This is a genomic window from Algoriphagus aquimarinus (assembly GCF_007997215.1).
In the GTDB taxonomy this organism is placed as follows: domain Bacteria; phylum Bacteroidota; class Bacteroidia; order Cytophagales; family Cyclobacteriaceae; genus Algoriphagus; species Algoriphagus aquimarinus_A.
The window spans coordinates 57,976-70,316 of sequence record NZ_VORW01000016.1 but is presented as its reverse complement, the minus strand read 5'-3'; the positions used below and the strand labels follow the sequence as shown (position 1 = coordinate 70,316).

The following is a 12,341-nucleotide window of genomic DNA, read 5'->3' as shown; positions in this document are numbered from 1 at the left end:
TTCTATTCCCCACTTTGAGATTTATTTTTAATCAGTAGTGCCGTTCATCCTGAAAAAATTTAACACTAACATTTACAACAGATTTTTTTTCAGGTATAGTACAAATTGAAACAGTCATATTTCATTTGGTTATACTATATCCAAAGAGAAAATACTCTTTTCACAGTTCTGAATTTCATGAATATCACTCAGAACAAGCTATTCCTTCCGATTATATCCAGTAATAGCAATCCAATTTGCGTAAACATGATCAAAAATCCGGTAGGGGTTAAAAGAGTCTACTAAACAAGTCAAGTAGGCTAATATCAAGTTCCAAGTCGTAATTTTCAACCTAAATCAAGTGTGACGAGCGAATCTCCTCTCTCTATTTTTCTTAAATTCCCAATTGAGGTATCATTGTTGAATAGTTACAGAATTCACCTAAGCCAAATCCTATGAAATTAGAAAATACCACATTCAAAAAAATTTCCATCACTTTCACACTGGTCACTGCGATGCTGCTGGGAAGTTGCGATACGCTGAGTCAATTGGGTAGTGCTTTGGATCTTGGGACTCCAACTGAATCAGAGATTAATTCAGGGTTAAAGCAAGCGCTGGAATATGGGACAAGTTATGCCTCAGATCGCCTTTCGAAAGAAGATGGATACCTAGGAAATATAGCCGTCAAAATATTATTTCCTGAAGAAGCTAAAAAAGTAGAAAACACGCTACGCTCCTTTGGTCTTGGGGACCTTTGTGATCAGGTAATTACGAGCTTAAATAGGGCAGCTGAAGATGCAGCCATCGAAGCAAAACCGATTTTTGTAGCTGCTATTAAGGACATGAGTATTACTGACGTAAAGAATATTCTTCTGGGATCAAATAATGCCGCTACACAATATTTTGAAGGAAAAACTACTACTTCTTTAGAGGGGAAATTTAAACCTATCATTGAAAGCAGTTTGACCAAAGTTGGTGCGACCAAATACTGGAGTGATGTAATCGGGAGATACAATAAAATCCCACTGATGACACCAATCGATCCAGATTTATCAAGTTATGTAACTCAAAAAGCCATCGATGGATTGTTTTATGAGATTGCAAAGGAAGAATTGAAAATCCGGGAAAATGCCGCTGCCAGAAGCACCATATTACTTCAAAAAGTATTTGGCTATGCCGAAAAACAGGGGAAATAAGAAACTAAACAGGCTATTATTCATAGGTTGAAAGGTCTGAATTCTGGAGTTCTTTTTCATGTAGATCAAGAACTCCAGAGTTCAAATCCTGATTTTTTTGACTACTCCTGTTGAATATCTTCTCAATGATGTAGGGATAAGTGTAGTTAAAGACTATACATTTTTGGATACACAATTCTTGATTACCACGTAAAATCCCCTTTCGCTTTTCATTTATGGACAGCCTATTAGGACTATGTGATCCAGTCATCATGAAACTTAATTGTCTTTCTATTCATTATTTAGGGTAGCATATACCTAAACCAACGAACTCATGAGTAGAGGATTTGTAAAAGAAGAAGATCAGGAAGAAACACCCTTAGTGCCACCTAGAGCGGATTTGCCAAATGGTATCACCAATTACATCACTCCAAATGGGATGGAAGAATTGTTGGCCGAAAAACAGGCATTGATCAATGAAAAAAGCTCGATAGAAGCCGCCACCGAACAAGAAAAGCGGATAGCATCAAATTATATTTCTTCGAAACTACATCTGCTGGAAGATAGAATTGCTACGGCCAAAGTAGTGGAGTTAGACAAGCAACCTAAAGATGAAATCCGCTTTGGAGCTATTGTCACACTTAAAATCGGTAACAGCACAAAACTTCAAAACTACCAAATAGTGGGAGTGGATGAATCCGATATTTCAAAAGGAAAAATCTCCTTTATCTCTCCTATTGCCAAAATTCTGATTGGCCTAAAAGTAGGAGAACAAGCAGTTTTAAAGCTGGCTAGGGAAAATAGAACGTTTGAAATCATGAAGATTAAGTATTGAGCGTAGCCAACGGTTTAAACTGAGGCGGGAGTGTACCAAACCTTCGAGGTTCAAAAAAACTTCAAAGGTTAAGCCCTCATTACACATCAAAAGGAGCTTTTAGAACAGGGAGTCCCAAATCTCCTCTATGAAATCCGAAACTTGTGCTGAGCGAAGTTGAAGCATCGATCTACTCACTTTTCAAACTATTCACTGGATTCATCATCGCAGCCTTGATGGCTTGAAAGCTTATCGTAACCAAAGCCACAATCACGGCTAGTATACCAGCAACCAAGAATATCCACCAATGAACGGACACCTGATAGGCAAATCCTTCCAGCCATTTGTTCATCGCAAACCAAGCCACAGGAGTAGCGACTGCGATCGCCACCAAAACCAACTTGATGAAGTCTTTGGAAAGCAACCCAACGATGCTTCCGATATTTGCACCCAACACTTTTCGTATGCCTATCTCTTTGGTTCTCTGCTCGGCTGTGTAAGTAGCAAGCCCCAACAATCCCAAGCAGGCAATCAAAATCGCCAAAATAGAGAAGGTGGTAAAAATCTGTCTGAACCTGAAGTCTGACTCATATTGCTTATTGAAATCTTCATTCAAAAAGCTATAGATAAACGGACGATGTGGAGCTAGTTGCTTCCACACTTTTTCGACTTCTGACAGCGTAGCAGGGATATCCTCTCCCGATACCTTCAAACTCACATACCTACTGGCATACGCTTCAAACGGAAGGGTCAATGGTTCCACTTTGCTGTGCAAGGAGACATAGTTAAAGTCTTTGACTACCCCGATTACTTCCCCAGATCTTCCCCACTGGTCAAACTTTTTTCCAACGATATCCGCAGGATTAGCATAGCCATATTGCCTAGCAGCCGCTTCGTTCAGTACCAAAGCCGACGTGGAATCCGAAGGATAATCTCTGGAATAAGATCTCCCTGCGACTAATTCAAGATCGAAATGATTAATAAAATCCAAACCAACCTGAAAAACACCCTGACCCATCATGACCATCTCTCCTTCAGGGGTTTCAATAGTTGTTCCGGCATTTGGGAAATAGCTACCAGGCACAGACCTTGAAAATGCCACCGATTGAATAGTTGGGATATTCTCCAATTCATTTTCCAACGCTGATGACACATTATTGACTTGCTCGTCGTAATTGTAGTCGATCACAAGCATTTGCTCCTTGTCAAAACCCATATCCTTATCCAGCAAATGGCTCATCTGAGAATACACGATGATTGTACCTGCTATCAAGGCAATAGAAAGACTAAACTGAAAGACAACCAACCCTTTTCTCAAATTCACTCCGCGAGCATCTGATTTTTTGATGCCTCTCAAAATAGAAACCGGTCTGAAACTCGACAGTACAAATGCTGGATAGGATCCTGCCAAAAGGGCTATCACTACTACTATCCCAAAAAACACTGGAATGGTCTGCCAATTGATCACACTATTTACCTCAAGCACTTTTCCCGTAAGATTATTCATCATTGGTAGCGCCACTGATACGAAAATCACTGCGACTATAGCAGCGAGAATCACAATAATCAAGGACTCTCCCAAAAACTGAAATATCAGGCTGTTTCGATCTGCACCGATTGATTTTCTGATCCCTACTTCCTTTGCCCGCTCCATGGATCTCGCCGTGGATAGATTCATAAAATTGATCATGGCTATCGCCAAAATGAACAATCCTATGATAGAGAACACATAAATATTAGTCAGCGAACCCGTATCGCCTGGCTGCCGCTGAGCTACGGTTCTGAGATAAACATCTTTCAATGGCTCTATCGCTATGGTATAATTTGGTCCGTTGTCTTCGCCTGCTCTTTTTTCAATAAAATCAGGGACTTTCGCATCAAAATTCGCCTGATCAAATTGCTCATTTACTAAGAAATAAGTATAGGTATCGACATAGCCCCAAGCATCAAAAACCTCTGGCCTGGACTGCTTAAATGTACTGAGAGAAAGTAAGGTGTTGAACTTAAAATGAGAATTGGAAGGTAGATCTTTCATAACACCGGTAACCGTGTAATCTCCAGAATTTGCTCTTCCTGCTGCTTCACTACCCTTTATGGTTTTTCCCAATGCAGCTTCATCACCAAAGTATTTCTTGGCAGTGGACTCAGTCAGGACCACAGAGAAAGGCGCGACTAGAGCAGTCTTTGGATCGCCTTGCAATAGCTCCCAACTGAACACATCAAAAACTGTGGAATCCATAAAAAACACTCCGTCTTCCTGCTGCGTTTGATCATTTACGGTGAAAAGAATATCTGCTCTACCTGAGAACTGAACGACATTTTCGACCTCAGGAAAATCAAGCTGAAGAGCAGGTCCAACAGGTGCATTTCCCCACACCCAAAAGTCTTCTGTGGAATTTCCTTCTTCCACTCCATCGACTGCCGATTCACCATGAAGAACCCGATAGATCCGATCTCCTTTTTCATGGTAGTCGTCATAGGAAAGTTCATCCTGCACAAACATGAAAATCAGCACACAACAAGCCATGCCAACTCCCAATCCTAAAATATTGATAAATGAATACACCTTCTTTTTTTGAAGATTTCTCCAGGCGATTTTAAAGTAGTTTTTGAGCATTTTTTATGGATTGAAAGATTGATAGAGTTGAAAGGTGGTAAAGTGTAACTATATGTCTGACTGAGCGTCCCGATATTGGGATCGAGGACAATAATTTTACCTAAATTTAAAAGAGCCTTCGACTTCGCTCAGGCTGACACCGTCATCTCTCTTTTGTAAATCCTAAATTTTTCATCAAACAAACCTAAGGTAGCTATCGGGATCGAAGTCTTTTATCGCTATATTTTCTTGGCTCTTGTGTCTTGATTCTAGCATCTAGAATCTTAAGTCTCATGTCTTGATACTAGCTACTCAATTAAACTCCAGATTGATGCTGCCGCCGGAACTTTGCATGGTTACCGGAATCCCGCCTCCGTTGATTTTGCCTAAGATTCTATCCTTCTTCACTTCTCCACTGAAATTGGAAAGCTTGGAATTCACTCTTCCTCCACTCAGGTCAAGGTTTAATCCCAATCCATCAGGAACTACCGCTGTTATACTTCCTCCACTGCTTTTCATGCTAAGTTCTTTTTCCAAATTGGAAAGCTGCGCTCTGATGGATCCTCCGCTGGTATTTGCAGAAATGCTTCCACTGATTTCTTCCAAATTGACGCTACCTCCTGAAGTATTCACTTTCAGATCACCGGTTAGCAGATTGACTTTTACTGATCCACCACTACTCTGCACATCTACGTTTCCTTCGAAGTTCTCAACTTTTAAAGAGCCACCGGAACTGTGGGTATTTACATATCCCCTGCTGTTTAACACTTGAATACTTCCTCCGCTTGTGGCTATTTCCTGATTTCCGTTTATTCCTTCCACTGAAATCGAACCTCCACTGGATTGGAATTTGGACGACATTTCAGTTGGTACTTGCACCTTAAATGAAAGGATCAACTTACTTCGCCCGATATTATTTTTCTTTTTCACAATCACAGAGATGGTGTTTCCACTTTGACTGATGTCAAGGGTATAATTCTCCAATTCTCTTTCCACCACTGCATCTTCCGTTTCGATTTCTTTTCCGTCGTATTTCACATACACAGCTACGATCACCTCATTTCCATTGCCTCCAGTTACGGCTACGGATGATCCAGAAGTTTCTACTCTGAGGTTACCAGAACCATTCAGTGTAAACTCTTTGGTCAGATAAGGATCAGCTTGGAATTCTGAAGCGCTGACGCAAAAAGAAATTAGAGTCAGGACTAGTAAGGCGGGGAAATAGTTTAGCTTTTTCATGGATTAGAAAAGTTGGATTATATGTCTGGTTCAAGTCTTGTTTCATTTTTGGTTCAAGTCTCCGACTTGGACCACATATTATTCTGTAGACATGCATGCAGCAGATCTACTTTAGCTCTCTATTAGTAATTCCACTATTGTGCCACTAAAAACAAGTCTCAGACGCATTAAAAGGGGCTTTTAAAATAAAAGGCATCTTAACCTCGGACAATTTTATCCGCTTTCGGGCGATACTAATCACTATAAACTTATAGAAGCCAAGCTTCCAAGTAGTCTATCGTAATAGGCTTTATGCATATTTTATCAAGATGTTTATGATAGTAAGATGCTTATAGTGAGAAGCTTTTAGCCTTATTAGGTTTAAATTCTATTGTCATCTATTGGATATTTTAATATCTTAATCGCAAACAAATTTTTATGTACGTAAAGAGATATTACAGTTTTTGGATGACCGTGCGCTGGTCTAAGTTTTCATTGATCTATGGTTTACTATATTCATTTGTCATCATACTTCTATATGAGATCACCAATATTCCATTTTCACTTCCATGGCAACCAATATCAGTAATAGGTATTGCCGTTGCCTTTTTCCTTGGATTCAAAAACAACAGTTCTTATGACCGAACTTGGGAAGCGCGAAAAATATGGGGAGCTATAGTCAATGACAGTAGGACATTTGCAACTGGAATTCTTAGCCTACCAAGTTCCAACCTACCTTTTGAAAGCAAACGACAACTAATCCACAGACATCTGGCTTGGGTCCTAGCACTCAAGCATGCGATGAGAAAAGAAAAGTCTTGGGAACATAATCTACCAGTAAATAAGCTGAATTTCATTCCTGGTTTCATCAAAGAATACAATGATGGTGTTTATATGGAAATCAATAAATACTTATCTGAAGAAGAAATTTCGAATTTGAAGACCAAGTCCAATATTCCCTCTCAGATACTCAAAAATCAAAGTAAGGAAATTGGTCTTTTGAACGAACAGAAGTTTATCAGCGATCATAAGCAAGTTTGGCTTCACGAGTTGATTGGGAATCTATATACCAACCAAGGAATGAGCGAGCGAATCAAAAACTTTCCATTTCCTAGGCAATATGCCTCCACAGGATTATGGATCACTTACATATTTTGTGGATTGATTCCCTTCGGTTTGCTGGACATTTTTGCGGAGTCTAGGGCATTGCACTATTGGCTAACCATACCGTTTTCTGCTATTATTATCTGGACATTCTTTGTAGTGGATAGAATTGGAGATTACTCCGAAAATCCATTTGAAGGAGGTTACAACGATGTGCCTATCTCATCCATTGCTCGGGCTGTGGAAATTGACCTACTCGAAATGCTGGAGGAGGAAAATATACCAGAACCATACGCAGTTGAAAATGGATTTTTGATGTAATCGAGTTTGAAAGTAGAAGGGTAAAAAATTATAAAATGTGAGATTAATTGAGATACAATTCACACAAAAAATCCCTCAAACTTTCGCTTGAGGGATTGTAAAGTGAACATTCACCTTCTTATCTTTTTCTTAAGCTACTAGAGCCTGAAGTTCTTACTTCTCCTAATCTCGGCGAACCTAAATAAGTCACATCTCCTGAGCCGGAAGCACTCACAGACACTTTACCTAAGTCACCTACATGCGTATCTCCAGAACCAGACTTGCTTACATTCAATTCTCCGATTGCTAGATTTTCTCCATGGAAATCACCTGAACCTGATTGTTTGATCTCAGCTTCTTCCACTGATCCACCCTTGATCTTAAGGTCTGCAGAGCCTGAAATAGAAACTGACAATTCCTTAGCTTCAAGCTTGTCCATGATGATGTCACCAGAACCCGAAATACCAGCAGAGAATTCATCAGATCTCACTGGAGAAGTTACTTCTATTGTACCTGAGCCAGAACATTTCACACCTTCAAGTTCCTTATACGTGATGTAGAATTTCAATTTCACATTGTTATAACTTCCTTTTACCAAACCGACACTCAATACATCTCCGTCGATTTCAGTTTTGACTTTATCCAGATCCACTCCCCTGGCTTCTATTCTTATTTCTTCCTTGTTTCCCTCCGTCATGATTACCTCCCAGCTACCGCCAGAATGTACTTTGGTGAAATGCCCAGGAGTTCTGGTTTCTGTAGATTGAGCTTGTGCGCAAGATGCCATCACCAATACAGTGAATGCAAATGCTAAAATTTTTGAATAGGTTTTCATTTTGAAAATATTGAAAGATTTGAAAATTTTAAAGACTTGTCCGCCGTGGCGGATTGGAAAATTTAGTAACTGGAAAATTGAAAGGTTGCAAAGTGGAAAAGTTCTAAAAGTGCTATAGAATCAGGTCTCTTTTATTAGATGCAATTATTCTACACAAGGTTGCACGTGAATATAAATTCCGCTTTTCAAATACTTGCATCTAGTCTCTTCTTGATTCTAAAATCTCAAGTCTTGATACTAACTACTTGCTACTTCTTAATCACTCACTTTTAATACTCTTCACAGGATCCTCCCATGCGGCCTTCAATGACTGAGACATAACTGTGATGGCGGCGATTGCACCAGCTATCAATCCAGCCCATAGGAAAACGGTCCAGCTGATACCGATTTTATAAGCGAAATCATTCAACCAGTTAGACATTCCAAACCAAGAAACAGGAATGGCAATAAGAAATCCTATCATTACTAGCTTCAGAAAGTCTTTACCCAGTAGCACTAGAATATTAGAGGTCTCTGCTCCCATCACTTTTCTGATGCCTATTTCTCGGGTTCTCTGCTGTGTAGCGAAAGTAGTCAGACCAAATAATCCTAGAATAGAAATGACCACGGCTAAGCCAGAGAAGAAAGTGAAAATGGTTTTCACCCGCTCTTCTGCTTCATATTGTCTATTGAACCCCTCATCCACAAATAATGGCTCGAATGGGAAATCAGGCCGAAGTGCGGCCCATTCTTCCTTCAAATAGGACAATGTTTGCTCCTTATTTTCAGCATCTACTTTTAAGCTAATACGATTATATATATCCTCAGGAATCATAAATACTATAGGCACGATCGGCTGATGCAAAGACTCGAAGTGGAAGTTTTTCATGACCCCAGTCACGAAGCCTCGCCTTCCTCCATAGTAGAATTTTTTACCAATAGCCTCTTCAGAGCTTGCCCATCCTATTTCTTGGATAGCAGCTTCATTTAGTATAAAAGCTTCTGTAGAGTCACTTGCAAGGTTAAAATCAAAATCTCTTCCCGTCACCATAGGAATCCCATAAGTTTTCAAGAAATTATGACCTACCTCTATATCTGCAATCCGCACATTGAGCTGTGTCATTTCCCCATCAATCTCAGCGGTACTTCCTTGGGAATCCAAGAGTCTGCCAGAGGGAACTCTACTAGAAATACTGACTGATTTGATTCCTTGGTGTCTTTCGAGTCTGTCCTTCAAAATCAGGTAATTTTCCTGAATAGCAGGGCTGGAAGGTAGCACGACGATATCCTCTTTCTCAAAACCCAAATCTTTGCTTTGCATGAAATCCAACTGGCGAACAACCACCAGCACCGCGACGATGAGCACTACCGAAATAGCGAATTGACCCACCACCAATACTGAGCGGAATTGCTCATGACCTTTGCCTGCTTTGAAAGCTCCTTTGAGCACTTTGGCAGGAGAAAAACCAGAAAGAAACAAAGCAGGATAGCTCCCTGAAACCAAACCCACCAAAACCACCAAGCCTGTCAAACCCACGATGTATTCAGGGTTGTTAAGGAAATTTAGACTAAGTTCTTTATCTGTAAAATTGGAAAAGGTGGGCAAAAACAGATAAACCAACACCAGTGCGAAAACCATGGAAATAATGGTCATCATAAACGACTCTCCCATGAATTGTCTAATCAGACGGCCCTTGTCTGCACCCATCACTTTGCGCAAGCCTACCTCCATAGATCGCATAGAAGATCGAGCCGTGGACAGGTTCATAAAGTTGATGCAGGCGATCAACAAGATAAATAGTGCTACTGCTAGGTAAATATAGACGTAGTCAATATTGCCGTTAGGCTCCATCTCAGAATCTAGATTTGAATATAAATGCACATCAGTCATAGGCCAAAGAAAAAGCTTGGTACCCTTCGACATCGGAACTCCTGACTGAGTTTCTCCCATGTATTTATCGATCAATCCTGGAAGTTTTGCTTCTAATGACTTGTAATCCACTCCTTCATTGAGCAGTGCATAGGTGGAGAAATTATTCCCTCCGTAATTGCTCATAAATGCATCTTGACCACCGTAGAAAGCAACTACCGGAGCCATGGAAGCTAAAAAGTCCGCATGAAAATGGGAATTATCCGGCATATCTTCCATCAGTCCGCGAACCTGAAAAGTAGCCTCCTGCCCAGCAAGGTTCAATTCCAATTCTTTTCCGATGGGATTATCTTCTCCGAAGTATTTTTTGGACATAGTCTCAGTGATGATCATACCATCTGAATTAGCAAGTGCATCTTTGGACTCACCTTCTAGCATCTTAAAGGAAAAAATATCAAAGACCTCAGGGTCTGCGAAGAAGAAATTTTCCTCTTCGAATGCCTTATCCTCGTATTTGATCAAGGGATCGAAGTGAAAAAATCTGCCTACGGTCTCCACATCATCTCCAAAATCAGACTTGATCAATGGTCCAAAAGGCGGAGCTGTATGCCCAAGATGCAAACTGATTTGTCCATCTGGATTGAACCAAGCCCTGGAGACTCTGTAAATCCGATCAGCATTTGCATGGTACTTATCATAGCTGAGCTCATGCTGTACAAACAAGAAAATCAAAATGCTCACTGCCATTCCAACCGCTAACCCAAACACGTTGATAAACATGTAAAGCGGGTTTTTTCGAGTATTTCGAATCAGGATTTTTAGGTAGTTTTTGAGCATGATTGGATTACAAAATTGAAAGATTATAATTAGTTGGATAGAGTTACTAAGTTTTAAAAGCTGGAAGAGCGAAGTGCAATTCTCCAGTCTACCATCCTCTGTCTTCTGTCTTTAAAACTACTTCCTCACTACTTTTCCAGACCCTAAACTCCCTTTATTAATATCGGTAGGATCTCCATTGTAATAAACACTTCCTGAGCCAAGTGAACCAACGGTAAGTTCGCCTTCTACCCCTATATAAGTATCTCCAGAACCTGTTTTGCCGACTTTCACATCTTTGCCCTTCAACGCTGAGGCTTTAAAATCTCCTGATCCTACTTGTCCAATATTGACATCAGAAGCAGTACCGCACGATATCAATACATTACCTGAGCCAGCCATTCCCACATTCAAATCACCAGTAGTTAGCATCGCCATTTCAATAGTTCCCGAACCAGCCTGTCCTATGCTAAATTCCCGGGCAGAGATATCAGATCTAATAATCATATTTCCCGAACCGCTTAAACCCAAACTTTCCAGATTTCTGACGGTAACATAAGCAGTGAAATTTGCATGATCATCATCATCGGAATCATCCAATTCGATTGTAAGACTTCCATTTTCGATTTCGGTGATTACCTCGTCCAAATCAAATCCTTTGGACACCAGTTTGACTTCATCCTTTTCTCCAAGAGTGATGATCACATCCCAAGAACCTTCGGAATTGATCCCAGTGAATTTGCCAGGCGTCCGTATTTCTGTTTGAGCTTGTACTGTGGTCCCCATCAGAAAAAGTAAAAGGACAAAAGCAGATATTTTAGAGAAGTTCATAGTGAATTGCATATAGTTCTATTTCCCTAATACTTTTCAGAGATTGTGCCAATGCCAAAAAATGCCTTCACGCTCGATTTAACAGTATTTCACACAGTTAGTCTGTCCGAGCAGAGCCTTTTTTGTGCGGGAGCGAACATTATCTTTTTAGGAATACCCAATATTTCTAAAAAATCAACAGTGAAATAAACTGAAGCTTAAAGTTGAACTTTGATGAGATGCAAAAGCAGCTAAGAAGGTTGAGGTACTATCATTTTTGTTAAAAAGAATGAATAGCTTCACCAAGTGCGGAGCATGAAATAAGTTAGCTATCCATAAAACGAAAAGACCACCGACCAATGAAATATTCTAGCAAAGCAAATTCCTCATCCAAAGATAAGGCTTCCATTAAGATCAAAGATTCGCATATTGAGTTTGGGATTACTCCAGCTTCAGCTGATTTGCTACCCAACCCGGCTGAATTATTTTTAGGCTCAATATCGGCTTGTATTCTGAAAAATGTGGAGCGTTTTTCATCTTTGATGAACTTTGAATACTCACATGCAGAAGTAACAGTCACTGCAACCCGCCTGGAGAAACCTCCACGTATGGATGAGATTAGCTATGAATTACTCGTTTATAGTCAAGATCCCTCACTGAACATCAAACTACTTCAAAAGAACATTGAAAACTTTGGGACAATCGTGAATACTGTTAAGTCTTCCTGTTCTATCCGAGGTGAGATCAAGAAGATGGATGGCGATTTAAGGTAGAATTCATTAAAAATCATTGTTCTTTTTAGAATTGCCAAAAGAGCAAAGTACATTGAAGGTCTACCCTATCTT

The 12,341-nt window shown here is 40.1% G+C and carries 9 protein-coding genes; 4 read left to right on the top strand and 5 right to left on the bottom strand.

The window, feature by feature from the left end:
• The first annotated feature begins 434 nt into the window (after positions 1 to 434).
• Positions 435 to 1,175, top strand: a complete 741-nt coding sequence (locus ESV85_RS17275) for a DUF4197 domain-containing protein (protein ID WP_146919807.1) — start codon at positions 435 to 437, stop codon at positions 1,173 to 1,175.
• Between the two features lie 313 nt (positions 1,176 to 1,488).
• Entirely contained in the window at positions 1,489 to 1,989 is a 501-nt protein-coding gene (locus ESV85_RS17270) for a GreA/GreB family elongation factor (protein ID WP_146919805.1), read from the top strand.
• Between the two features lie 169 nt (positions 1,990 to 2,158).
• On the opposite strand, the gene ESV85_RS17265 is transcribed toward ESV85_RS17270, so the two are convergent.
• Positions 2,159 to 4,585, bottom strand: a complete 2,427-nt coding sequence (locus tag ESV85_RS17265; protein WP_146919803.1) for an ABC transporter permease — start codon at positions 4,583 to 4,585, stop codon at positions 2,159 to 2,161.
• Between the two features lie 291 nt (positions 4,586 to 4,876).
• Entirely contained in the window at positions 4,877 to 5,803 is a 927-nt protein-coding gene (locus ESV85_RS17260; RefSeq protein ID WP_146919801.1) for a DUF4097 family beta strand repeat-containing protein, read from the bottom strand.
• Between the two features lie 417 nt (positions 5,804 to 6,220).
• Between ESV85_RS17260 and ESV85_RS17255 the strand changes: the two genes are divergently transcribed.
• Entirely contained in the window at positions 6,221 to 7,207 is a 987-nt protein-coding gene (locus tag ESV85_RS17255) for a bestrophin family protein (protein WP_146919799.1), read from the top strand.
• A gap of 118 nt (positions 7,208 to 7,325) precedes the next feature.
• Here the strand turns inward: ESV85_RS17255 and ESV85_RS17250 are convergent, their stop codons facing one another.
• The 3 genes from ESV85_RS17250 to ESV85_RS17240 all read right to left on the bottom strand — a co-directional run bounded on the left by ESV85_RS17250 (position 7,326) and on the right by ESV85_RS17240 (position 11,529).
• Positions 7,326 to 8,021, bottom strand: coding sequence for a head GIN domain-containing protein (locus ESV85_RS17250; protein ID WP_146919797.1), 696 nt, complete (start codon positions 8,019 to 8,021; stop codon positions 7,326 to 7,328).
• Between the two features lie 259 nt (positions 8,022 to 8,280).
• On the bottom strand, positions 8,281 to 10,707 hold the full coding sequence (locus tag ESV85_RS17245) for an ABC transporter permease (RefSeq protein ID WP_146919796.1): 2,427 nt from the start codon (positions 10,705 to 10,707) through the stop codon (positions 8,281 to 8,283).
• Positions 10,708 to 10,824: 117 nt separating this feature from the next.
• A complete protein-coding gene (locus ESV85_RS17240; protein WP_146919794.1) occupies positions 10,825 to 11,529 on the bottom strand; it encodes a head GIN domain-containing protein in 705 nt (234 codons plus the stop codon).
• Positions 11,530 to 11,855: 326 nt separating this feature from the next.
• On the opposite strand from ESV85_RS17240, the gene ESV85_RS17235 reads away from it, so the two are divergent.
• Positions 11,856 to 12,269 (top strand): OsmC family protein, encoded by a 414-nt coding sequence (locus ESV85_RS17235; protein WP_146919792.1) that lies wholly within the window; start codon positions 11,856 to 11,858, stop codon positions 12,267 to 12,269.
• Positions 12,270 to 12,341: the final 72 nt, after the last annotated feature.

Coding starts and splice junctions, on each gene's coding strand:
- ESV85_RS17275 (WP_146919807.1), top strand. CDS start 435: ATGAAATTAGAAAATACCACATTCAAAAAAATTTCCATCACTTTCACA.
- ESV85_RS17260 (WP_146919801.1), bottom strand. CDS start 5,803: ATGAAAAAGCTAAACTATTTCCCCGCCTTACTAGTCCTGACTCTAATT.
- ESV85_RS17240 (WP_146919794.1), bottom strand. CDS start 11,529: ATGCAATTCACTATGAACTTCTCTAAAATATCTGCTTTTGTCCTTTTA.
- ESV85_RS17245 (WP_146919796.1), bottom strand. CDS start 10,707: ATGCTCAAAAACTACCTAAAAATCCTGATTCGAAATACTCGAAAAAAC.
- ESV85_RS17250 (WP_146919797.1), bottom strand. CDS start 8,021: ATGAAAACCTATTCAAAAATTTTAGCATTTGCATTCACTGTATTGGTG.
- ESV85_RS17270 (WP_146919805.1), top strand. CDS start 1,489: ATGAGTAGAGGATTTGTAAAAGAAGAAGATCAGGAAGAAACACCCTTA.
- ESV85_RS17265 (WP_146919803.1), bottom strand. CDS start 4,585: ATGCTCAAAAACTACTTTAAAATCGCCTGGAGAAATCTTCAAAAAAAG.
- ESV85_RS17235 (WP_146919792.1), top strand. CDS start 11,856: ATGAAATATTCTAGCAAAGCAAATTCCTCATCCAAAGATAAGGCTTCC.
- ESV85_RS17255 (WP_146919799.1), top strand. CDS start 6,221: ATGTACGTAAAGAGATATTACAGTTTTTGGATGACCGTGCGCTGGTCT.